Origin of the sequence: Ensifer sp. Root1252 (assembly GCF_001425885.1) — a bacterium.
Taxonomy (GTDB): domain Bacteria; phylum Pseudomonadota; class Alphaproteobacteria; order Rhizobiales; family Rhizobiaceae; genus Ensifer; species Ensifer canadensis.
In genome coordinates, this window is the sequence record NZ_LMDT01000002.1 from 90438 (window position 1) to 114864 (window position 24427).

General features: G+C 62.8%; 18 protein-coding genes. 12 read left to right on the forward strand and 6 right to left on the reverse strand.

Annotated features, from left to right (window positions below):
• Window positions 1-11 precede the first annotated feature (11 nt).
• Complete coding sequence (locus ASD02_RS04930) at window positions 12-920, forward strand: SDR family oxidoreductase (protein ID WP_057209914.1); 909 nt, start codon at window positions 12-14, stop codon at window positions 918-920.
• A 27-nt stretch (window positions 921-947) separates the two neighbouring features.
• Here ASD02_RS04930 and ASD02_RS04935 read toward each other — a convergent pair whose 3' ends face one another.
• Window positions 948-6821 carry an alkaline phosphatase D family protein gene (locus ASD02_RS04935; protein WP_057221915.1) on the reverse strand — a complete coding sequence of 1958 codons (5874 nt, stop codon included), beginning with the start codon at window positions 6819-6821 and terminating at the stop codon, window positions 948-950.
• 354 nt (window positions 6822-7175) lie between these two features.
• Here ASD02_RS04935 and ASD02_RS04940 point away from each other — a divergent pair, with 354 nt between their 5' ends.
• From ASD02_RS04940 to ASD02_RS39500, 3 genes are all read left to right on the forward strand, one after another.
• Window positions 7176-7532, forward strand: a complete 357-nt coding sequence (locus ASD02_RS04940; RefSeq protein ID WP_057212807.1) for a hypothetical protein — start codon at window positions 7176-7178, stop codon at window positions 7530-7532.
• A 66-nt stretch (window positions 7533-7598) separates the two neighbouring features.
• A complete protein-coding gene (locus ASD02_RS04945; protein ID WP_057212808.1) occupies window positions 7599-8120 on the forward strand; it encodes a hypothetical protein in 522 nt (173 codons plus the stop codon).
• A gap of 116 nt (window positions 8121-8236) precedes the next feature.
• A complete protein-coding gene (locus ASD02_RS39500) occupies window positions 8237-8491 on the forward strand; it encodes a hypothetical protein (RefSeq protein ID WP_025429345.1) in 255 nt (84 codons plus the stop codon).
• A gap of 66 nt (window positions 8492-8557) precedes the next feature.
• On the opposite strand, the gene ASD02_RS04955 is transcribed toward ASD02_RS39500, so the two are convergent.
• From ASD02_RS04955 to ASD02_RS04975, 5 genes are all read right to left on the reverse strand, one after another.
• On the reverse strand, window positions 8558-9178 hold the full coding sequence (locus tag ASD02_RS04955; protein ID WP_057209919.1) for a pentapeptide repeat-containing protein: 621 nt from the start codon (window positions 9176-9178) through the stop codon (window positions 8558-8560).
• 248 nt (window positions 9179-9426) lie between these two features.
• Window positions 9427-9549, reverse strand: coding sequence for a hypothetical protein (locus tag ASD02_RS40320; RefSeq protein WP_255569825.1), 123 nt, complete (start codon window positions 9547-9549; stop codon window positions 9427-9429).
• A 66-nt stretch (window positions 9550-9615) separates the two neighbouring features.
• On the reverse strand, window positions 9616-10728 hold the full coding sequence (locus ASD02_RS04965) for an ABC transporter permease (protein ID WP_057209922.1): 1113 nt from the start codon (window positions 10726-10728) through the stop codon (window positions 9616-9618).
• Between the two features lie 2 nt (window positions 10729-10730).
• On the reverse strand, window positions 10731-13517 hold the full coding sequence (gene rbbA / locus ASD02_RS04970; protein ID WP_057212810.1) for a ribosome-associated ATPase/putative transporter RbbA: 2787 nt from the start codon (window positions 13515-13517) through the stop codon (window positions 10731-10733).
• Window positions 13517-14587: an HlyD family efflux transporter periplasmic adaptor subunit gene (locus ASD02_RS04975; RefSeq protein ID WP_057212812.1), complete on the reverse strand. Its 1071-nt coding sequence runs from the start codon at window positions 14585-14587 to the stop codon at window positions 13517-13519. Before ASD02_RS04975 ends, rbbA begins: the two co-directional genes overlap by 1 nt.
• Before the next feature lie 301 nt (window positions 14588-14888).
• On the opposite strand from ASD02_RS04975, the gene ASD02_RS04980 reads away from it, so the two are divergent.
• From ASD02_RS04980 to dhaL (ASD02_RS05020), 8 genes are all read left to right on the forward strand, one after another.
• On the forward strand, window positions 14889-16367 hold the full coding sequence (locus ASD02_RS04980; protein WP_057210108.1) for a sugar ABC transporter ATP-binding protein: 1479 nt from the start codon (window positions 14889-14891) through the stop codon (window positions 16365-16367).
• Between the two features lie 58 nt (window positions 16368-16425).
• Window positions 16426-17430, forward strand: a complete 1005-nt coding sequence (locus ASD02_RS04985; RefSeq protein WP_025429351.1) for a sugar ABC transporter permease — start codon at window positions 16426-16428, stop codon at window positions 17428-17430.
• Window positions 17431-17516: 86 nt separating this feature from the next.
• On the forward strand, window positions 17517-18503 hold the full coding sequence (locus ASD02_RS04990) for a substrate-binding domain-containing protein (protein WP_025429352.1): 987 nt from the start codon (window positions 17517-17519) through the stop codon (window positions 18501-18503).
• Between the two features lie 59 nt (window positions 18504-18562).
• Window positions 18563-19336: an SDR family oxidoreductase gene (locus ASD02_RS04995; RefSeq protein WP_025429353.1), complete on the forward strand. Its 774-nt coding sequence runs from the start codon at window positions 18563-18565 to the stop codon at window positions 19334-19336.
• A gap of 30 nt (window positions 19337-19366) precedes the next feature.
• A complete protein-coding gene (locus tag ASD02_RS05000; RefSeq protein ID WP_057221917.1) occupies window positions 19367-20359 on the forward strand; it encodes a dihydroxyacetone kinase subunit DhaK in 993 nt (330 codons plus the stop codon).
• 15 nt (window positions 20360-20374) lie between these two features.
• The gene (dhaL, locus tag ASD02_RS05005; protein ID WP_057221918.1) at window positions 20375-21016 is read left to right on the forward strand and encodes a dihydroxyacetone kinase subunit DhaL; all 642 of its coding nucleotides are present in this window, start codon (window positions 20375-20377) and stop codon (window positions 21014-21016) included.
• Between the two features lie 283 nt (window positions 21017-21299).
• A complete protein-coding gene (locus ASD02_RS36695; protein WP_082555447.1) occupies window positions 21300-23387 on the forward strand; it encodes a bifunctional sugar-binding transcriptional regulator/dihydroxyacetone kinase subunit DhaK in 2088 nt (695 codons plus the stop codon).
• A gap of 57 nt (window positions 23388-23444) precedes the next feature.
• Window positions 23445-24092 (forward strand): dihydroxyacetone kinase subunit DhaL, encoded by a 648-nt coding sequence (gene dhaL / locus ASD02_RS05020; protein WP_025429356.1) that lies wholly within the window; start codon window positions 23445-23447, stop codon window positions 24090-24092.
• Window positions 24093-24427 lie beyond the last annotated feature (335 nt).

The window sequence follows — 24427 nt, forward strand, 5'->3', positions numbered from 1 at the left end:
TGGAGGAAAATATGACGCTCAAGGGAAAAATTGCATTGGTCGCAGGCGCCACTCGCGGCGGCGGACGCGGCATTGCCGCCGAACTCGGTGCGGCGGGCGCAACCGTCTATGTCACCGGCCGCACCACGAGAAGCCAGCAGTCGGAATACAAGCGCCCCGAAACCATCGAGGAGACGGCGGAACTCGTCAGCGAACTCGGCGGCGAAGGCGTCGCGGTGCAGGTCGACCACCTGCAATCCACGCAGGTGAAGGCTCTCATCGAACGCATCCGGCGCGAGCACGGTCGGCTCGACATTCTCGTCAACGACGTCTGGGGTGGAGAAAACCTGTTCGAATGGAACAAGGCGGTATGGGAACATGATCTCGACAACGGCTTGAAGCTGTTGCGCCTGGCGATCGACACGCATCTGATCACCGCCCACCATGCCCTGCCGCTGATGATCGAAAATCGCGGCGGGCTGCTTGTCGAGGTGACGGACGGAACGGCCGAGTACAATGCCGAGCATTATCGGCTCTCGCCCTTCTACGACCTCGCCAAGGTCGCGGCCAACCGCATGGCCTGGGCACATGCCAAGGATCTGGAACCGTACGGCGCCACGGCCATCTCGATTACCCCGGGCTGGATGCGCTCTGAAATGATGCTGGAGCATTTCCAAGTGACGGAAGAAACCTGGCGAGAGGCAACGAAGATCCAGCCGCATTTCGTCATTTCCGAAAGTCCACGCTTCGTCGGCCGCGCCATCGCGGCGCTGGCCGCGGATCCGCAGAAGGCCCGGTGGAACGGGCAATCGCTGTCGAGCGGCAGCCTTGCCCAGGAATACGGCTTCACCGACCTCGACGGCTCGCGCCCCGATTGCTGGCGTTACATGCGCGAGGTGATGGAGCAGAACAAGCCCGCCGACGCGACGGGCTATCGCTGAAACATCTCACGCGAAGGCGTCCAGCGATCAGATCGTCAGTGTCTGGATCGCACCGTCACCGAACTCGCAATCGAGTTCCCAACCGGCGGCAGCGGCACGCACACGCAGAAATGTCGCCCCGTCTCCAGCCGCCGGGCGCGTTGCATTGACGACGCAGCGGTAGGTCTTCGCACCATTTCGGATCTCGATCGCCTCGCTGTCGACGATCTCCTCGTCGATGCCGTTGGCGAAGGGATAGGGCGCAAACATCGCCGCCGTGTGGATCGAGTGTAGACGAGTGATGAGAGAGCCATCCTCATCGCATAGATCGACGGTGGCGATGCAGCCTCGATGTTCATCGCCCGAGAGAAACACCACATGCTCGACCCGGTTCTCGGCGATATAGGCAAGCACCTCGCGAAGCGTGTTGGGATAACCGTCCCAGCCGTCGGAATGCAGCGCACTCAGGTTCGTCCACGACAGGCTGCGGTCGCGTTGGATGGCGCGCCGATGCCGCGGCAGGAACATCACCGGCGACACCACGAACTTCGGTGCGGGCGCCAGCAACAGCCATTGCTTCAAACTGTCCATCGTCGCCGGCGCAATCATCGCCGCCGTCCTAAGACCGTCGCCGACCTTGCGGTGTGTGCGCTGCGTCCGTGTGTCGAGCATGAAGAAATGAAAGCCGTCGAAATCGAACATCTCGAGCTTGGCATGCATGCCGCGCTGATACTTCCTGTAGGCTTCGATGCCCCGCGTCACCTTTTCGGCGTTGTCATCGTCGTCGGGATCGGAAATCGGCTCCCAATTGTCGTCGATCTCATGATCATCAAGCAGCATGAAGGACGGGATCTTCCGCAGCACGTTGCGCACGCTTTGCTGGTTGAGCCAGGCTTCATAGGGCAGACGATATCGATCGTCCCGCCGGGTCGGGTCATAAAGGCCCGCTGTCGGGTCGACATAGACCTGGTCGCCGACGAAAAGCGCGAAGCGCGGCTTGATGCCGACATTGGCCTCGAGCCGCTCGCCGATGCGGCGATAGGAATGGTAGGCGACGGCCTCGTCGAGAAATCCGGCCGGATACTGGCACGACGACAGCGTAAAACTGGTGCCGTTCGGCGTCGGTTCCAGGGGCGGCTGCACCGGCGGATCGTAGGGAATGACGCCGTCCCTCAAGTCGAAATCCTGTTCGACAACGGGAAGAGGCGCTGCCTGCATGAAACCCTGCCGCTTTGTATTCGGAGTGGGAAAGGCGAGCGCACGCTCCACAGCGACGGCCATTTCTTCAAATCGACTGAAGGCAAAGGCGATCGCCTGCTTGCTCGCGGCATTGCCCGCACCTGTCGGATCCAGCCGGCGCATCTGCTTCTTCGCGATATCGGCAACGAAATAGCCGTAGGCTGGCCCCTGCCCGGCACGGCCGGGCTGTGCCAGATGCCTGTCGAAATCGAAGGTCGGCAACGACAGCCCGCCGCCAGGACCAGCAATCGGATCACGCGGAGCGGCGGTCTCGCGCAGCACGATCACCGGCGGTGGTGCCGCAATGGGTTCAAGCGGCGGCGGTGGCTCCTCATGATCGAGGTCCGGTGCCGCCAACGCCGCATCCTCGTCGTAGACCAACAGGACCAGAAGCGCATTGCCGCGACCCGCACCAGCGTTGCCCGGCATGCGGGCCGGCAGCGGGGCTTCGAATGCGTCCCAGCCATCGTCTTCAAGCGCCTTGGAGGTATAGGCCACAAGGTGTTCGATGAGATATTGGATATCCCAGGGCTTCGCCGCATCATCCGGTCGACAGATACGTTCGTTGACCAGCCGGATGCGCAGCAACAATGCGGCTTCCGTCGCCCGGTGCGAGGGCGCCGAACCAAGGCGGATCACCAGCGCCGGCGTCTTCGGGCGCTCTTCAGTGAGGATCGGACCGATCCAGGGCGGATAGACCACTTTTTCGCTGTCGGCCTTGATTACACCCGTCGGTATGTCGGCGTCGAGAAACTGCTGGATCTGCTGCAAGGTCGCATGACGCGTCGTTCCCACCAGAGCATCCTGATGGCCCGCACCCGGGTTGACGAAGGGAGGCCTATAGACCCGACCAGCATCGCCAAAAATCTGGCGCATGCGATCAACGGTCGAGACGTGCGACAGGCCGTTTTCCGCCCCATGCACGCTGAAGGTCGGGAACGACCAGTGCTTTTCCAGATTCTGGCGCGAGACCAGGCGATTGCGCCCATGAAAGTCCGTCATCGTCGAATAGCGCACGAAATGCAGTGTCGACGACACCGTCGACAGGCTCAGCGGACCGAAATGCTCGTCGATATAGCGCAGCATCTCGGGCTCCATGTTGCGCACGTTGAAATCGCGACCGTAAAGCGCGTCCATGCGGTGCCGCGTCCGCGTCCAGGGCGTTCGTTTCGTCGGCCATAGCGGATTTTCGACGTCGAATTCCTCGACGGGATAGGGCAGTGTCGACAGCAGCCGATCGAGAAGATCGTCGGCCAGTGTCGGCTCCTTCGGGTTGAAGCTGTAGCAGTCCGGCAGGAAATCGATGAGATAGCGCACGACATAGGCGCGAAAGATGTTGGCCGGTGCGAAGACCACGAGCGGGCCGACCTGCGTGAACGCGGCGCGATTGACGAGCCCGGTCGCATGGCCGTTCAAAACCGCGATGCTGAAAACGACGGTTCCCATGCAATGGGCGATCACGTCGACCGTTCCGTCCGGCGACGTCGCCGCCACCGTCTTCAGGGCTGCCGGCACGTCGACATTGCCGATCTGGTCAAAACTCCAGGCCTGCGTCGCGGTCGGCTGACCAGCGCTGGTTCTCAGATCGGCGATCCAGATGTCACGGCCGGTGCACCAGAAATGGCTGGCGAAGTTGGGGTTGACCGCATGATGCGCAAACGTCGTGCCGCTGGCGCTATAGCCGTGGAACATCACCAGCGGCCGCTTCTTGGTGTTGGGATGACGATAGCGCGTCAGCCGCACTTCGCCGGGGATGTCGTTGCCTCCGCCATCCGGCCGTTCGGGCGCAAGCGCGATGCGGTGCAGTTCGGCGGTGATCGATGCGCCGCCAGGCAGCTTCAGGGTGGTCGGCGGCAGGCGGTTGACGATCGCCTCGCTTGACCGCTTGTCCTGGTCGGGAGAACGAAAGCTCCAGATGTGCAGACCAAGCAGAAGCCGCGTGACGAAGCCGAAGAATGTCAGCAATTCGCCGATGGTGTTGGCGCCATCGCGTTGATTGACGATCCGGAATAACGGCAGGCCGATCCGCGCGAGATAGCCGACATCGAGTTTCAGCACGCGCTCGCCGCTGTCAGCGCTGAGGCCTGGAAACCTGTCGAGCCTCACCTCCATGAGTTGGCGCCAGGGGTTGCAGCGCCTCTCATAGGTGAAGGTCTTGGTGCCGACGATACGGTTGCCAGCAAGCGTGATCTTGCCGCCGACGTCCCGTGGCCCAATGGTCAGATCATAGCTGAGCGCCCTGATCTCGCCGGAGCGGCTGGCGATCGCAAAAGCCGATTTAAGCCGCGACCAGATACCGGGGCCGTCATCCCCATCGACAAGAGCCTGGTAGCCGTCGCGAAGGCCCCGGTTCAGCGTCCACGCCTTGCCGGCACGCCACACCCGCCCAAGCAACGTGCTTTCCTGCCGCTCGAATATCCTGAGGCTGCCGGAAATCGGCGCGCTGAACTCGACGGCGGCGTCGAGTCGCTGCTCCTTCACATGCAAAGGCAACCAGGTTGTCTCGAGCGTTTCCCAGACCTCCCGAGGGAAGATCCGGATCTGGCTTCTGATGGCGCGATCCGGCACTTCGGTCGCGACACGAAGGATCGGATGTCCGCCATTGTTCGGCGTCAATTGTCCAAGTCTCGTCGGTGTAAACCGCATGGTCAGCTCGACGATCCGGGTTTCCTCGACCCCATCAGTGGGCGTCAGGCGAATGGGGCCGACAAGCCGTTCGGTGATTTCCACTTCGCTCGACTGCGCCCGTGCGGCGACGTCGGTGCTGCGAAAGACCGGACGAACCAGTGGTGGACCCATGGGCCGGGCTTCGGCCGCCGCATAGCCCCACTCGTCCGCCAACGTTTCGGCCGCGCGTAGCGCGATCGCGGTAATCGTCAAGGCAGGGTTCGTTGCAAGGGCCGTTGGAATGATCGATCCGTCGAGCACGACGAGATCGTCATACACAGCATCGGAATCCGCCGATGTGAAGACGCGCCCCAGATGGTCGACCACACCGTCCGCGCCGGTATCGGCCATCACGCATCCGCCAAGCGGTTGGACGGTTGCCAACGGTCCGCGCTGGTCTTTGAGCAGCCAGGTCAGATCGGCCGGCAACAGTTTCCAGACCGGATTGGGGATGAGGCGGCCACCTGAGTTCTTGGTCAGCGCCGCGAGCGCCTCGATCTCCTTGTCGAAGATCGGCAGGCCTTGCAGCTTGTCCCAGCGGATCCGCGCGATGCCGTCGCGATCGGTCGCGATGAGATCGCCGTCGAGCTCGATCCGGCCCGCCGCGCCATCATCGGCCATGACGGCGTAGAGGGCCGAGTGGCCGATGCGTGCCGGCGGCACTGCGTAGATATCGTCATCCGGAAACCCCGGCCGGTGACGGCTGCCGTCATGCCTGGCGAGGCCGTGCAGCGTATTGAGCGTGGCAAAAACCTCGGCAAAGGCGATGCGCAGGGCGGCCGGCACCGACATTTCCTCGATCATGACACCGGCGGAGGCACGCAGGTCGATCACGCCGGTAATCATCGGCCCGATCGCCCGGGCCGAGGGTTTGACCGTTTCATCCGCGACAGTGTTGACAGTGGCTGTAGTGGCATAGTCGGCAACCAGCATGTCACCATTGGTCGAGCACCGTGTTCCGAGGTTCTTGTCGGGCAGTTGCAGGCCCAATCCGCGTGACCGCATCAGGATTTCGCTGGAGCCGAGAGTACCGGCGGCAAGCACGACCTTGCGCGCCCTGATCGGCACCGTCCCGCCGTCGCGCTTTCGCAATTTTGCGTCGGTGTAGACGCTGTTGACGATCCAGCCCGCCTCGCCATCCCTGGCGATGGTCAGCACGGTCGCACCGCTGAAAATTTCCGCACCGTACTCGTGTGCCCGCGCCAGCAAATTGACGTCGAGCGAGTTCTTCGCACCCCCATTGCAGCCGGTGGCGCAATCGCCGCAGCGCACGCATTTGTTAAGGCGTACATTGCCCGAACTGACGGTGTCGCTCATCGCGACCGTGATCGAGGCGGGGCGGAAATTGCCGTCCGGGGCGATGGAGCGAACGGAGCGAAACTTTTGCGGCACGCCATCAACATGGTTTGCAATGGTGTTTGGGGTGCCCATGATGGTGCTGCCGAGCAGATCACGGGCGCGATCGAAATAGGATTTCCAGACCGAGAGGTCCTTGAGGGCCGCTGGCCATCCCCTATGGAATATGCTTGGCAGCGGCGTTTCCATGACCCCGGCATTGATCAGCGAGCCGCCGCCCACGCCATTGGCGACGACGGTAACGACCTCCGCACCGATCCTTATGTCGATCAGGCCCTCCTTGTTGTTGTCGCTGCGAATATGGCGCGGCAATTCACCAAGCCCTGTCGGAAACGAGCCTGGCAGATATTCACGCCCGCGCTCGAGCACGCCAACGGAGATCGGCCTGCCCTCATGCATGCGACCGGCGAAGCTCGATGCGGCAACGGCACCGCCATACCCGCTGCCGATGATCAGGACATCGAAGTGCACATTGGCGGGCGCCTTGCGAACACGATCGACCAACCGTTCGAATCCCTGCGATATCCAGGCCGTTTTCGATTCCGTGTCGAGGTCGCTCATGCCGACCTCACCGGCAAGCTGCCGCAACGCCTCGTCGATGACGGCCTCCGATCCTTTGTCGGTCTGCGATCTGCCTTTGCCAATGTCGCTTCTCTGCACAGAGTTCTCCACCAGATGTGCCGCCACCCTCGGTCGCAGCCGCCTTTCTTCCGGTCTTTCCACGCCCGCAAAATATGCTCGCATCCATTTCATGCGTCGAAGCCAGAAGATATCGACTTAACCTTGGGTTGTACATGAGCACAAAGCGCCGCATTGGCCCTTCCGACCCATGTCCTGATTTCGACTGAGGTTGACGCCCCCCTCTTAGCGCCGGGTGAATTATATGCGAAAGTCTGCAGATACGTGAGAGGGGAACCACTAATCCAGAAGTAGTAGGCTCCTCACCCCATCGTGTGAGCGAATTGGGCGCCCCGGCGCTTTCCTCCGTCTTTCTGCAGCCGTGAGAAAGAAGTCATGGGAAAAAACGATCCGCTCCTGGAGGGCTTCCTGCCGCTGGAACTGCTCGGCAGGATCCACGGCGCCAATGGCGACCGCCCGGCAGCCGTCGCATTTCCGGCCGCGGTGCTGTTCGTGGATGTGTCGCGCGACACGGCCCTCGTCGAACAATTGGCCCGGCGCGGACAGGACGGCCTGGACCAGATCCCGAAACTGCTCACGCTCTCCTACGCCCGCTGCGCCGAACAGATCTGCAGCCGGGGCGGCGAGGTTCTCGGACGCTCGTTCTCAGCGCCGGAGACCAGCTGCGCTGGTGCAATGCGCAGGGCATCCGTTTCTGGTCGCTCTATTATCGCGGAGATTGGAGCGCGTTAGAGCCTGCGGCCAGAACGCCGGAACATCCAGCAGGAAATATGGGCCCTGCGCTGCAAGGCGCTCTGCGTGCTGCACATGGATCGACCGCGCGAGGCGGTGGAGGTGCTCAGGCTGATCACCTCGGCCATGCTCGGCTCCGTCGATCTTGCCGCACAGATATCGGCGCGCGGTGCGCTGGCGCTGGCGCTCGCCCGCATCGGCAGGCACGCAGAAAGCGTCGAGGCCGCCGTCGACACGCTTCGTCTGCTGCGCGCCATGCGCCGGCCCTCCTCCCACAGCGCGCTGATCGGCATCTCCGGCGTCGAAGTGCTGTTTCGCGGCCGGGAGGAGGGGCTATCGCGCGAGTACGAGCAATGGGGTCATTGGGAGCGCCAGGTTCTGCATGAGCTTTCGCGCTATTGCCGGGTCTTCCCGGTGGGTACGGCGCAATATGGGCTGTGGTGCGGGTTGGCGCATTGGCTGGACGACAGCAAGGAGCGCGCGCTGTCGACCTGGACTCAGGGTCTTGCCGCAGCCAGGCGCCTGTCGCTCCGGCAGGACGAGGCGACCATCGCAGCCGAGATACGGCGCCGACAGGATACTGTCTGATCGGCAACAGGCCGCCGTCAACCCGGCCTCAGCCTAGCGCGGTTTTCCGTCGACGGCCTTGAACGCGCCTCTCGCCTCCTATAGTCCGGGTGCCGAGTTGATTTTGGATTGGGACAATCGTGTCGAGAGATCGTTATTCGAGAAAACTGGAATGCTCGAAATGTGGGGCGTCCGGCTTTGCAGAAGCCTCGGAGAACGACGATCCGAAAAGCAGGACCCGTGGTTTTCTCATCGACCAGATGCCAACGGGCTTTTCGACGGAGCGCCCGTCGAGCGATCCTGCCAAACACATGATGCGGTGCCGCTGCGGCCATATCTTCGCCTTCAAGCAGAAGACGGTCTATGCGCCGAGCGGCGAGCCACGGACTTGAGGCATAAAGGGTTTGAACCACACTTCCTTAAGGTCCGGCGCACCGCCTCCCATGCCTAACCAGGGATCATGAAGCCCGAACCACCAGGCCCATGGCCTCGCAGATCATGACCGCCTGATCGATGGTGATGACGGCGCGCTTCAAGGCCACCGTGTCGGGCTCGATCGTGCTGATGTCGCTACCGCGCAGATCGCAGCCGATGAAATTGCCGCGATCGAGTGCCGCACCGGACAGATCAACGCCAGTCATCGATCCACCGTCGCAACGCACACCGGTCAGATCCGCCTCGCGCATCACGACGTCGGCGATATCAGCACTGCGAAGATCGGCCCCCTGCAGTCCGACAAAAGACCAGTTTCCGCCCTTGATGCTCGTCGCGTCGAACTTGCAGGCCTCGAACACGCTGCCGACAAACTTGCACGCGTTGAAAGCGACATCATAGAAATTGCACCCGACGAAGGTGCAGTTGATGAAGGCGCTTGCCTCGTGACGCGAGCAATTGAACTTGGCGCGGCGGAACGTGCATTCCTTGAAGACGGCGCCGGCGCTCGTGGCCTCGGTCATATCGAGATCGGCAAAAAGCGTCCGGCTGTGGTTGCGGTCAGAGATCGTCTGTCCATACCAGTCGGCGCTGGTCACCGTTGCATCGAACTTGGAGGCTGCGGTTTCGGCTTTACGGTCGGTCATGTCGGGCGATCCTCCTCTTGCTTCGTCGGGTCAGAACCGCCTGTCTGGCGTGGAAATGCACGGCGCGCAAGCCAACGGGCCGCGTCCGCCGCGTCGCTGGCACAGTCATGCACCGTTCGCCGGCCAAAAACCTGCCGATGCCAGGGTCATTTTTCACTGGTAAAGCCGGCGGCGGCGATAGAGTTGGGAGCGGCTCGCCGAGCCACTTCCAGCCTTCAACTGCAGTCGCAAACGGCACTGGCAAGAGATCAGCTCGGCCAGCGCCAGCCCTGGATTTCCGGCATGCACTCGCCGTATGCGCGGACATAGCGGTGGCGCTCGTCGGGCTTGCCTTGAAGCTCGACAGTGATGAGCAGTCCCGGTGCCGTCACGGTCGATCTCCGTCCAATCACAGATCGCACCATGCGCCACAGGCGGTCGCCGCCGCGGCGCACGGGTTATTTCAGGAACGCCCGAAAGCGTCGCATGGCGAAGGCAAAGAGAATGGCGCCGATCACCAGCAAGGCAAGGAGCTGCGGCCAGACCACGTCCAGCCCCGCATCGCGGAAAAGAACTGCCTGGGCCAGAATGACGAAATGGGTGTTCGGCGCCGCAAGCATGATGGTCTGGATGATTTCGGGCATGCTCTCGCGAGGCGTCATGCCGCCGGAGAGAGCCTGCAGCGGCAGAAGCACCAGCATCAGCAGCAAGCCGAACTGCGGCATGGAGCCGGCGATGGTCGCAAGCAGGATGCCCATCGACGTGGTCGCGAAGAGTTGTAGGGCGGTTGCCAGCAGGAACAGGATGAATGAGCCCTGCACAGGAACGGCGAGCACCCCTTTGACGATGAAGACCAGCGAAACCGCCGAGGCCAACAGCACCACAAGTCCCATCGACCACACCTTGCTGACCATGATTTCGAAAGGGGTCACGGGCATGACCAGCAGGTGCTCCACCGTCCCATGCTCGCGCTCGCGGATGAGGGCAGCACCTGTCAAGACGATCGACAGGATGGTGATGTTGGTGATGACGTTCATCACCGCGCCGAACCAGCCCTTGTTCAGCTCGGCATTGAACCTCGCACGAAGAACAAGATCGACCGGTAGTGACTGTTCGCTGCGATGGCGATCGAGGAAGCCTGAGACCTCGCCGGTGACGATCTGCTGGATGTAACCATTGCCGGAAAAGGCCTGGCTCATGCGCGTCGCATCAACATTGAGCTGGATCGTCGGCGAACGCCCGGCCAAGAGATCCGTCTGGAAATTCGGCGGAATGTCGAGGGCGAAGGTGTCGAGGCCCTGGTCCATACGCCGGTCCATTTCCGCCGGCGTGATCATCTGTGGGGGCACGAAATAGGGCGGATAGAAGGCTGTGGCGATCCGCGTCGAAACCGGCGAGCGATCTTCGTCGACGATGGCGACGGCCGCCCGATTGAGCGTTTCCGGCATCGCTGTCGAGCCGGTATAGACCGACAGCGTGAAGGAATAGACGATCAGGATCAACAGGATCGGATCGCGCCAGAGGCCCCAGAGTTCCTTGATGCCGAGTTGATAGATGTGGGACAGGCGCATCGTCACCTCGCCTGCTTCTTGAGGGACAGGGTGCCGATGGCGAGCAGCACCGGCACCGCGATCAGCATCGGCACGAAGGCGCCGGCAAGATCGCTGAAGCCGAGCGCCTTGGAGAAGGTGCCGCGGGCGATCGTCATGAAATGCGTGGTCGGGTAGATCTGGCCGATGAATGCGCCTGCCCCTTCAAGCGACGAGACCGGATCGATCATGCCGGAATACTGGATCGCCGGAATGAGCGTCAGGATCGCCGTGCCGAAGATCGCCGCGATCTGGCTCGCCATGAAGGTGGAGATGACAAGCCCCATCGCCGTCGCCGCCGAGACATAGATCAGTCCCGCGACCGTCCAGGTCAGGAGGCTGCCGGTAAACGGCACCCGGAAGACGAAGATCGCGAACGCCGTCAACAGAACGAAGTTGAGCATTGCGAGCGCGATATAGGGGATCTGTTTGCCGACCAGGAATTCCAGCCGCGTCACCGGCGAGACATAGAGATTGACGATCGACCCCAGTTCCTTCTCGCGCACGACACTGAGCGCCGACAGCATGGCCGGTATCAACATCAGCAAAAGCGGAATGACTGCGGGAACCATGGCGACGATGCTCTTGACGTCAGGATTGTAGCGGAAGCGCGTCTCGATCTTGAAGGTGCCGGTGGTTGCCGCATTGCCGTAGCGTTCGCGGATCTTGCCGGTCAGCCAATGGGCATGCAGCCCCTGGACATAGCCCTTGACCGTTTCGGCCCGGCTGGCCATGGCGCCATCGATCCAGGCGGCGATTTCGACCTTTTCGCCACGGGCCGCATCGCGGGCAAAACCCGGCGGGATCTCGATCGCCAGGCTGAGTTCGCCGTTGCGCATGCGCCGGTCGAGGTCGGCGTAGTCGGTGATCGGGTCCTTCTCGATGAAGTAACGCGAACCGGCGATCTCGAGAATGTATTCGCGGCTGGTGGTCGTCTGGTCATGATCAAGCACCGCGAAGGTCAGGTCCTCGACATCCATGTTGATGCCGTAGCCGATGACGAACATCAGGATCACGGTGCCGATGGTGGCAAGCGTCGCCCGGATCGGATCGCGAACCAGCTCCAGCGCCTCACGGCGGGTATAGCTGAACATGCGCCCGACATCGAAAAACCCCGATTTCGAGGCGGGCCGCTTTGGGGCCTCAGGCTTGACGACCGGCTCCGAGGGGGCCTTTGCCCGAACTACCGCGGGAGCCGCCTGCTTCGCCCCGGCGATCGCCTCTTCCAGATAGGTGATGAAGGCCTCCTCCAATGTCGCTGCCAAGCGGCTCTTCATGATGTCGGCGGGCGTATCGCTCACCAGCACTTTGCCCGCATGCATCAGCGACATGCGATCGCAGCGCATCGCCTCGTTCATGAAATGGGTGGAGATAAAGATCGTCACCTGCTCGTTGCGGGAGAGGTCGACGAGGATCTGCCAGAAACTGTCACGCGCCACGGGATCGACGCCCGATGTCGGTTCATCGAGGATGAGGATGTCGGGCGAATGGATCAGGGCGACCGCGAGCGAGAGCCGCTGGCGCACGCCGAGCGGCAACGCGTCCGGCAAAGCCTCCATCACGCCTGAGAGGTCGAAGCGTGCCGCAAGTTCCTCGATTCGGTCAGGAATGGTATCGGCCTCCATGCCGAAAAGCTTGGCGTGCAGTTCGAGGTTCTGCAGAACCGTAAGCTCGGTATAGAGCGAGAAGGCCTGCGACATGTAGCCGACACGGTGGCGGACCTCCATGTCGCGCGGGTCAACCTCGCGGCCGAACAGCTTTGCCGTGCCTTCGCTGGCGGCAAGCAAGCCCGTCAGCATCTTCATCGTCGTCGTCTTGCCGCAGCCGTTGGAGCCGAGAAAGCCGAAGATCTCACCGCGGCCGATGCGGAAGCTGACATTGTCGACCGCGACGAAATCGCCAAAGCGCATGGTGAGGTTGTTCGCCTCGATGGCGATATCCTCGCCAACACCTTCCGGGCGCGGCGGAATGACGACGTCATGATGCTCGCGCCGCAACTCCTCGGGAAGCAGGGCGATGAAGGCGGCGTCGAGCGTGTCGACGCCAGTCTTTTCAAGCAGTTCACCGGGCGTGCCCGTTGCCAGCACCCGGCCGGCATCCATTGCCACCAGCCAGTCGAAGCGCGCCGCCTCTTCCATATAGGCGGTTGCGACGATGACGCTCATACCCGGCCGCTCAGTGCGGATGTCGTCGATCAGTTCCCAGAACTGGCGGCGCGACAAGGGGTCGACGCCGGTGGTCGGCTCGTCGAGGATCAGGAGATCGGGATCGTGGATCAGCGCGCAGCAGAGCCCAAGCTTCTGCTTCATGCCGCCGGAAAGCTTGCCCGCAGGACGCTCCGCAAAGGGAGCCAGACCCGTGCTTTCGAGCAGGCTTGCGATCCGCTTTTTACGCTCCTCGCGATCGTGGCCGAACAGACGGCCGAAGAAATCGACGTTCTCGAAAACAGAAAGCGTCGGATAAAGGTTTTTTCCGAGGCCCTGCGGCATATAGGCGATGCGCGGGCAGGTGCGGCGCCGGTGGCCGGCATCGGCGATGTCGCCGCCGAGCACGTCGACGCGTCCGCCCTGCACGGCGCGTGCACCGGCGACGAGAGAGAGCAGGCTCGATTTTCCCACCCCGTCCGGCCCGATCAGGCCGGCCATGCAGCCCGAGGGTATATCGAGCGTCACGTCGTCCAGCGCCTTCGTCTTCCCATAGGAAAGCGTGACGGCGCTCAGGCGAACCACGGGCTCCGCCGGCGGCAGGCCGGCCCGGTCGGGATCCGCCATCACTGCACCAGCGTGCCGGTCTGGCTCGCCGGCCACTCAGCATTGGGGTCGACCTTCACATAGGCAACGCCCGGAAGACCGGTTTTCACCATGCGGATATACTTCTTCAGGAGTTCCTTGGGGATCTGCGCCTTGATGCGGAACGTCAGCTTCTGCCGCTCCTCGGCCGTCTCGACCGTCTTCGGCGTGAACTGCGCGACATCGGCGACATAGGAAACCTTGGCGGGAATGATGTACTGCGGCGCTGCATCCAGCACGAGACGGACCTCGCTGCCGATCGATAGACGCCCCGCCTGATCCGTCGGCAGGAAGAATGTCATGTAGACATCGCCGAGATCGACGAGATTGAGCACACGGCCGCCCGCCGCCAACACTTCGCCGGGCTGGACGACACGATATTGGATGCGGCCATCACGCGGCGAGACCAGAGTGCTGTCGTTGATGTCTGCGACGATGCTTTCGACCGATGCCTTGGCTGCCTCGACCGAGGCTTCGGCATCGACGACCTGGGATTTCGCCGAATTGATCGCCGCATTCGACGCGGCGAGCGAGGCTTCCGCGGCACTGGCGGCAGCTCTTGCCCCCTCTGCCGTCGCCCGGTCGTCGTCGAGCACCTGCTGTGAAACCGTGCTCGTCTTGACGAGCTGCTCGGAACGGACGAGCCGCCGCTCGGCAGCGTCCAGTTGTGCCCGGCGTTGTGCCAGAACGGCGTCGGCTGCCGCCTTTTCCGCCTCGCGCTGGGTCACAAGGTTCTTTGCCGCTTCGACGCCGATGACGGCGCGCCTCTCCTGTGCTTCCGCCTGCCGTTTATGGGCCTCCAGTTGGACCGTATCCATCTGGGCAAGCACCTGACCGGCAGTGACGAAGTCCCCCTCGTCCACCATGATCTCTTTGATTCTGCCCGGCGTTTTCGTCGAGATATCGATCTCGACCGCCTCGATGCGTCCGTTGCCGCTGGCGATCCCGGCGGGTAGCGCATTGCGATCCAGATTCTGCCAGGCGTAGTAGCCGCCCGCCAGCGCAAGAACGACCAGACCGATCACGAGCCAATTCTTCCGGGCTTTTTCCATATCAGCGTCCCACCTTCAAATGCATCCCACGACAATAGACCGCGGTCACCCAAACACAACCGGGAATAGGCCTGGCGCGGGGAACCGTCACCGCGGCGTAAACGGATCGCTAAAGCAGACGCGAAGGAGCAGGTCATCGCATTGACTCATGTCAATTGGGCTCAAGACAGGCATTGCCATTTGACAAAAGACGATTGAAAAAATCAAAAGTAAAAAGCTGATATTGACAGATGTCGATCATCGTGTGATTTTTGTCGAAATCGATGGTGGCAAAATCGCCATCGCAGCGTGGGAGGACACCATGCAACCGCTTTTGAAGGTTGAAGGACTGAAGAAATCATTCGGGGGCGTTGCTGCATTGCGCGACGGCCGCCTGGAGCTTCAAGCCGGCTCCGTTCATGCGCTTTGCGGCGGCAATGGCGCCGGAAAGTCGACGTTTCTGTCGATCCTGATGGGCATCCAGCAGCGCGACGGTGGCACAATCTGGCGCCGCGGCAAGGAAGTGCACTACGGCAACCCCGCCGAAGCGCTCGCCTCCGGCATCGCCATCATCGAGCAGGAACTGAGCCCCGTCCCGCATATGACGGTCGCCGAAAACATCTATCTCGGCCGCGAGCCCTCGGGGCGCTTCGGCGGCATCGACTTCAAGAAGATGAACCGGGATGCCCAGCAACTGCTGGATCGGCTCGAATTCGGCATCCGTGCAACCCAGACGATGATGACCCTTTCGGTTGCGCAGATGCAGCTGGTCGAGATCGCCAAGGCTTTCAGCCATGAAGCCGAAGTCATCTTCATGGACGAGCCGACATCGGCGATCGGCGAGAAGGAAGCTCAGCACCTCTTCGCTGCGGTTGCCCGCCTCAAGGCCGAAGGCAAGGGCGTCGTCTACGTCTCGCACCGGCTGTCGGAGATCTTCCAGATTGCCGACAGCTACACTGTCTTTCGCGATGGCGGCTATGTCGGCAGCGGCCTGCTCGCCGATATCGACCGCCCGGGCCTGATCAAGATGATTGTCGGGCGCGAACTTGGCGAAGAATATATCAAGACCAACGACCCGACCGACGAGATCGGCCTGGAGGTTTCGGGCCTGACGCTGCCGGGCAAAATCGAGGACATCTCGTTTTCGGTGCGCAGGGGCGAAATCTTCGGCATCTACGGGCTGATGGGCTCCGGCCGCACGGAAATCTTCAACTGCCTGTTCGGCCTCGATCGCCCGTCGCAAGGCGACGTCAGGCTCGAAGGTGAACCGGTCAACGTCACCAAGCCAGCCGACGCGATGGCCAGCGGCATCGCCTTCGTCACCGAAGACAGGAAAGTGAGCGGCCTCAACCTTGCAGACAGCGTTCGCGGCAACATCTGCCTTGCAAGCCTCCCGGAGATGAGCCCGAGCTTCGTCATGAAGCGCCGGGACGAGGCCGCGGCAAGCGCCCAGATGATCGCCCGGTTCGGCATCAAGGCCGCCCGCGACACGATGCCGGTCTCGGGCCTTTCGGGCGGAAACCAGCAGAAGGTGGTGCTCGGCAAATGGTTCCTGCGCCAGCCGAGATTGCTCTTGCTCGATGAGCCGACCCGCGGCGTCGACGTCGGTGCCAAGCGCGAAATCTACCGCATCATCTGCGACTTCACCGCGGCCGGTGGCACCGTTGTCATGATTTCCTCGGAGATCGACGAGGTGCTCGGCATGTCCGATCGCATCCTGGTCATGCGCCAGGGAAAATCCGCCGGCATCTATGACCGCCGGGCGACCGACGCCCGTTCGCTCGTCCACCTGTCGACCTGAACCACCCGCGAGATCGACGCCAGAAGCGCTTGTCCGACATCAAAGGGGCCTGAGAACCGTGTCCAATATCGAAAACAAATCGTCCAGCAGCTGGTTCAATGCCGAAAACCGCGGCACGATGATCCAGGAATACGGCATCTTTCTCGCCTTCCTGCTGTTGGCGTTCATCCTTTCGCTCTCCAACGAATATTTCCTGACGCCGGGCAACATTTCGAACGTGCTGCTGCAGACGTCGATCAACGGCGTGCTCGCCATCGGCATGACCTTCGTCATCCTGACGCGCGGCATCGATCTTTCCGTCGGCTCGGTCGTGGCCCTTGCCGGCATGGTGAGCGCCAGCTTCGCGACGACCTCGGCGACGGCAGGCATCGCCGGCGCGCCCTACCCTTTCTTCATCGCATTGGCGATCGGCATTCTCGTCGGCGTCGCCTGCGGTATCATCGTCGGCTTCATCGTCTCGCGCTTCTCTGTTCCGGCCTTCGTCGCCACGCTCGGCATGCTGTCTGCGGCGCGCGGCATGACGCTGATCTATGGCGGCGGCAAGCCGGTGCCGGCGCTGACGCCGGAATTCCGTTGGATCGGAACGGGCAACATCCTCGGCATCCCGATGCCGGTCATCCTGCTGGCGATCGTCTTCCTGGCCTCCTGGTGGATCCTGACCCGCACGCGCTTCGGCCGCTACATCTACGCCGTCGGCGGCAACCCGCATGCGGCCAAAACCTCGGGCATCAATGTCACTCGCATTCGCTTCCTCGTCTACGTCATTTCCGGCGGTCTTTCGGGCCTTGCAGGCATGATGCTCTCTGCCAGGACGGGCTCGGCCCTGCCGCAGGCCGGCATCGCCTATGAACTCGACGCAATCGCCGCGGTCGTGATCGGCGGCACCAGCCTTTCGGGCGGCGTCGGCCGGGTGACGGGAACGCTGATCGGCGCGCTGATCATCGGCGTAATGAACAACGGCCTCGATCTGATGGGCATCCAATCCTACTACCAGCAGGTCCTCAAGGGCGCGCTGATCGTCGGCGCCGTGATGCTCGACCAGAAACGCAATCAGGGTCTTTGACCCCTAAGAGATTGGCCGCCGAGCGGCTGCCATGAACCAATCCGTGCGCCATGAAGGTCGCGGAAACCACAATATGGAGGAGTAGCATGAAGAAACTCGTGATCGCCCTGGCTTCCGCCACGGCCCTCTTCGCGTCATCAGCCGTCGCGCAGGAAAAGCTCAAGATCGGTGCAGCGCCCTACGGACTCAATGCCGAATTCATGCAGATCTGGTCGGCGGCGCTTGAAGAGCACCCCGCCGTCAAGAGTGGCGAAGTCGAACTGACCGTGTTTGACGGTCGCTACGACGCGCTGGTCCAGCAGGAACAGTTCAACACGATGATCACGCAGAAGTTCAACGCGATCATCTTCGTGCCGATCGACATCGAGGCCGGCGCAACCGCCGTTCAGGCGGCGCATGATGCCGGGATCCCGGTCGTCGGATCCAACACCCGCGTCAACTCCGACCTCTTGACCGCCTATGTCGGCTCCGACGACACCGTCTCCGGCTACATGGAAGCCAAGACCGTGCTCGACAAGATCGGCTGCAAGGGCAACGTCGTCATTATCGAAGGCCCGATCGGCCAGTCGGCGCAGATCTCCCGCCTCGAGGGCAACAAGAAGGCGCTTGCCGAGTGCCCTGACGTCAAAGTTCTCGAGCAGCAGACGGCCAACTGGTCGCGCGCCGAAGCCCAGACCCTGATGGAAAACTGGCTGACGGCCCATTCAGGCCAGATCAACGGCGTCATCGGCCAGAACGACGAGATGGCGCTCGGCGCGATCGAAGCGATCAAGTCGGCCGGCCTCAAGGTCGACGACTTCGCCATTGCCGGCATCGACGGCGTGACCGATGCCCTGACGGCCGTCAAGGAAGGCACGATGACCTCGATCCTGCAGGATGCCCGCGCGCAGGCACAGGGCGCGCTCGACCTCGCGATCTTCCAGGCGAAAAAGGGTGACTACAAGCCACAGTCGGACATCTGGGCGCAGTATCCGGACATGCCGTTCAACGACGGCAAGGACAAGGAATACAACGTTCCGTGGACGCCGGTCACGACCGAAAACGTCGACAAGCTGCTCGAAGCCCGCAAGTAACGCCAACTCAAGCGGGGCGGCCTGCCCGCCCCGCTTTCCAACCGCCGAGGGAAAACGACATGACCGAGACCACACCGCAGATCGACCTCAATTTCCCGCTGACGGGCAAGGTTGCCCTCGTCACCGGCGGTGCCTCCGGCATCGGCGCGGCGATTGCCAGCGCCTTTGCCGCCAAGGGCGCGAAAGTGGCGGTGCTCGACATCAACGAGGATGTCGCGCGCACAAAAGCCGAGGCTCTCGGGGCTGATGCAAGACCCTTCGTCTGCGACGTCTCGGACCCAGCCTCGGTCAATGCGGCCGTGTCGGGCGTGGTCGCCGCTTTCGGCGGCATCGACATCGCCGTCAACAGCGCCGGCGTAGCGCTTCTGGCGCCTGCCGAAGAGCTGTCGCTCGACTACTGGGACAAGACCATCGCCATCAACCTCAAGGGCAGCTTCCTCGTCACCCAGGCCGTCGGCCGGGCGATGATCGCCGCCGGCAAGGGCGGCAAGATCATCAACCTCGCCTCGCAGGCCGGTACCGTCGCGATCGAAGACCATGTCGCCTATTGCGCCTCGAAGTTCGGCGTCATCGGCATGTCGAAGACCTTTGCGGCCGAATGGGGCAAACACGGCATCTCCGTCAACACCATCTCGCCGACCATCGTCCTGACCGAACTCGGCAAGAAGGCCTGGAGCGGCGAAAAGGGCGAAGCCGCCAAGAAGCGCATTCCGGCCGGCCGTTTCGCCTATCCCGAGGAAATCGCGGCCGCTGCCGTGTTCCTGTCGTCGGCGGGAGCCGACATGATCAACGGCGCCGATCTCTTGATCGACGGCGGCTACACCATTCTCTGACGACGCACGACCCCATCTACAGGAGACACCATGCAAAGGTTCATCAACAATCCCGACGAGGTGGTCGAGGACACCGTCAAGGGCTTCGTCAAGGCGCACTCCGACATCGTGCGCCTGGCTGACAACCCGCGCGTGGTCGTCGCCAAGGGCGCACCGGTTGCCGGCAAGGTCGGCGTCGTCACCGGCGGCGGTTCCGGCCACGAACCTGCCTTCATCGGCTACACCGGCCGCAACATGCTGGACGCGGTCGCCGTCGGCGAACTCTTTTCGTCGCCGACCGCCAAGAGCTTCCATGATGCCATCCGTGAAGCGAATGGCGGCAAGGGCGTCGTCTGCCTCTATGGCAACTACGCCGGCGACAACATGAACGTGAAGATGGCGATGAAGCTCGCCGCCAAGGACGGCATCGACGTCCTGACCGTCGTTGCCAATGACGACGTCTGCTCGGCACCGCCGGAGGAGCGCGAGAAGCGCCGCGGCGTGGCCGGCGAAATCTTCATGTGGAAGATCGGCGGTGCCAAGGCGGCTGAAGGCGCAAGCCTCGAGGAGGTGCGTGCAACCGCGCAGAAGGCCATCGACAATTGCCGTTCGATCGGCGTCGGTCTCGGGCCATGCACGCTTCCGGCGGTCGGCCATCCGAACTTTCAGATCGAGCCCGGCACGATGGAAATCGGTATCGGTCATCACGGCGAACCGGGCGTACGCGTCGAAGCGCTGAAGACCGCCGACGACGTCGCCAAGGACATGTGCCAGATCGTGCTCGACGATCACAACCTGGCGTCAGGTACCGAGGTCGCGGTGCTGGTCTCTGGTCTCGGCGCAACGCCGCTCAACGAACTCTATATCCTGAATGACACGATCGAGAAGGAAATCACCGGTCGCGGTCTTCGCATCTACCGGACCTATATCGGCAACTACTTCACCTCGCTGGAAATGGTCGGCGCCACGCTGACCGTGCTGGCGCTCGACGACGAACTCAAGGCGCTCCTCGACGTCGAGGTTCGCTGCACCACCATCCTGTGACGAAAGAGGCGCATCATGCAGACGTTTAGCAACGCCAACTCAGGCGCGATCGTGCTGTCGCTCGCAGAGCGCATCATCGAGAACCGCGCCTATCTGAGCGAGATCGACGGCAAGATTGGCGACGGCGACCACGGCGTCAACATGGCCAAGGGCTTCGGCATGGCCGCCGATCGGCTGAAGGGCAAGGAGGCAACCTTGTCCGAGGCGCTGGATACGCTCGGAACCGTGCTGATGACCGAGATCGGCGGATCCATGGGCCCGCTCTACGGGGTGATGTTCACCGAGTTCGCCGAAAAGCTCGACGGTGTGCCTGCCATCGATGCGGCAACCTATAGCCTCATGCTGCATGCCGGCCTCGAGGGCATTCAGTCGATCGGCTCGGCCAAGGTCGGAGACAAGACGCTGATCGACACGCTCGTTCCGGCCGTGGAAGCCTTTGACGGTGCGACCGCGAGCGGCAAACCGTTCGACGAGGCGCTCGATTCGCTTGTTTCCGCAGCCGAAGCTGGCCGCGATTCGACCCGCGACCTCGTCGCCAAGATCGGCCGCGCCAGCCGGCTCGGCGAGCGCTCGCTCGGCGTGCTCGACGCCGGTGCGACCTCCTGCGCGATCATCCTGAAGGAACTTTCGCTGGGCGCACGCGCACGCCTGACGTAACCCCTGCCGAAGGCGACGGCACGGTTCCGTGCCTTCGCCAGACACCTTCGCCTCCCAAGGCCGGTGCGATCCCGCTCAAAAACAGCGGGATCGCACACCGCGACGACAGTCATACCAGCTGCTGGTGCCGGCCGGCACAGATGGCTGAATGCGCGACATTCCAAATCTACTGTATAAACCTGCACTTCGATCAGACCCGACCTAAGGAACGGTGCAGTAAGGTTGCAAAAGCACGACGTTGCTTCCATGTTCACCAACCAAAACAGGGAACGAACGCAACCAGATGACATCGAAGACATCCTCACCACGCAAGGGCGGTGCGAGCAGGAGCGGCGCGACCGATACGTCGGACGCCATCCCCCTGCGCTATGGTGACGATCCCTATGTCTGGGCCTGCTGGCTCTACTACGAAGACGGAATGACCCAGGGCGAGATCGCCGATGCGATGGGCGTCTCGCGTGCGACCGTAAACAGCTACCTCGCCGAAGCCCGGGAAAAGGGCATCGTCAACATCTCGCTCGAGCCGGCGCGTCTTGCGTCGCTCACGATCGCCCAGGAACTCAAGCGCCATTTCGGCCTCGCCGACTGTCTCGTCGTTCCAAGCGACGACAACGCCCGGCCGCTGATCGACCGGCTCGGCGTGGCCGGCGCAATGGCGTTGCAGAAGCTGGTGAAATCCGGCGACACGCTGGCGGTCTCCTGGGGACGCACGGTGATGTCGGTGGGCGAGCATGCCGATGTGCATGCGCTCCAGGACGCGACCGTGGTGCAGGCGACCGGCGGCACGACGGCGGCGTTCTCCTATACGCCGGAGCTCTGCGCCGCTTCGATCGCCCGTGCGATCTCTGCGCGCTGCGTCGGCATAACCGCGCCGGCGATCGTCAAGTCGCCGGAATTGCGGCAGATGCTGCTCGACGAGCCGCTGCTGCAGGAACAATTCGCCACGCTGGCACAGGCGAACCGCATCCTCTTCGGCATCTCGTCGCTGCGCCCTAACTCGACCATCCATACCAGCGGTTTCTTCGAATCGGTCTCGCTGCAACACTATCTCGCAGCCGGCGCCGTCGGCGTCGTCGCCGGACGGTTCATCGACGAGCGCGGACGGCCCGTCGCGGGACCACTCGACGACAGGACAGTTGGGATTTCGCTCGACATGCTACGCCGGATCGGCACGCGCATTGCCGTTGCCGGCGGCTTCGACAAGGTTCCGGCGCTGCTTGCGGCGCTGCGCGGTGGTTACGCCAACGTGCTGATTACCGACGCGGCGACCGGTCACGGCATCCTCAGGGCAGACGGCGTCACCGGCCTCGACACGAGGATCTCGCAGCGGCCGAAGCTTGCCCAGACGCCCAGCTCCTACCGCACCCACGTCAAGAAGTTCCTCAACAACCCCAATGAGGTTGTCGAGGAGATGCTCGACGGCGTCGTCAGGGCACACCGGGACTATATCGAGCCGATCAACGGTTCGCATCGCGCGCTCGTTGCCAAGACCGGACCGCGGCCGGGCAAGGTCGGCCTCGTCATCGGCGGCGGCACCGGCCATGAACCCTGTTTCCTCGGTTATGTCGGCAAGGGCCTCGCCGACGCCGTGGCGGTCGGCAACATCTTCTCCTCGCCGCCGCCTGATCCGATCGTCCAATGTGCGGTTGCCGCATCGGGCGGCGAGGGCGTGCTTTTCGTCTATGGCAACTACGCCGGTGACGTGATGAACTTCGAGATGGCAGCCGAGATCGCCGAGGAAAAGGGCATCAAGGTCCGTACCGTCCTGACCACGGACGATATCGCCTCCTCGCCGATCGAGGATCGCGAGGGTCGGCGCGGCGTTGCCGGCAATTTCTTCATCTTCAAGATCGCCGGTGCTGCCTGCGATCGGGGACTTTCGCTCGACGCCTGCGAGGCCGTGACCAGGAAGGCCAACCTTCGCACCTATACGGTCGGCGTTGCGCTCGAGCCCTGCTCGATGCCGCAGACCCGACGCCACAATTTCGAGATCGGCCCCGACGACATGGAAATCGGCATGGGCATCCACGGCGAGCCCGGCGTGACCCGCGAGCACATCAAGCCGGCCGACGACATCACCGATGCGATCATGGACAACATCTTCAAGGAGATGAAAGCTTCGGCCGGAGATCGTGTCGCCGTGCTCATCAATTCGTTCGGCGCGACGCCGCAGATGGAACTCTACATCCTTTACCGGCGGGTTGCGCAGCGCCTTGCCGCCAAGAACATAGAGATTGAAGCCAACTGGATCGGCCATTATTGCACGTCTCTCGATATGGTCGGTGCATCGATCTCGATCCTCCATCTCGACCAGGAACTGACCGATCTGCTGCATCACCCTTGCGAAACGGCTTTCCTGCGTATCAATTAGCATTCCGTCAGGGACCCATGGTCAAGCATGGGTACCGGGCGTTCTGGGAGGACAGTGATGTCGGAAAATGCGGCGCGCCGCTTGGTCAGCATGTTTCAGGCGATCTCCGAGGCCGTGGAAGCCGAAAAGGATCATCTGTCGGAGCTTGACGGCGCCATTGGCGATGCCGATCACGGCACGACGATGTCGCTCGGCTTCCTGGCGGTGAAGGCCGGACTGGCCAAGCTCGACCTCGACCATGCCCAGATCTCCGACGTCATGGCGACGGCGGCGGGCGCTTTCCTCAATGCCGTCGGCGCCTCGACCGGACCGCTCTATGCCACGGCCTTTCGCCGCGCCGCACAAGCCGTCGCCGGCAAGACGGAGCTCGATCTCGCCACCTGCGCCGCCATCATCGATGCCATGGGTTCGGGGATGCGCGAGCGCGGCAAGGGACAACGCGGCGACAAGACGATGCTCGACGCCTGGCTGCCGGCAGCCGATGCCGCCGCAGCAGCCCTTGCAGACAACAAGGGAGCTGACGGTTTCTGGCGCGACGTTGTCGCTTCGGCCGAGGCCGGCGCCAACGCGACGCGCTCGATGATCGCTACAAAGGGACGCGCCGCAAGGGTGCGCGAGCGCTCGCTTGGTCATGTCGATCCCGGAGCCGCCTCGTCCGTCGTGATCCTGCGCGCCATGGCATCTTCGCTCAACAGGGCGGCCTAGCGCGCGGCGCCGACCAACAGCCGCAACCGAGGTTCGGGAGTAACGCGAACCTGTGTTCGCGAGTAACGCGCACGTGATGCCGCCGTTTGGACAAAATTTACCATCACATGCCAAGGCTGGTGAGCAGTGGGGATGTCCGGCGTTCAAGTTTTATTGAACTGCCGACAGACGAAAGCCAGCGGCAAGCGCTTGCAGCTAAAGCCGCTAGAGGTTTTATGGTCCGGTCGCCATTTCAAGGAGCCCGCATGCGGCGCATAACGAGACACCTTCTTTCCCTTTCGCCCGCAAACGCCGGCGAATTCCTGGGCAAGACGAAGCCCGCCCGGCGCGCCGCG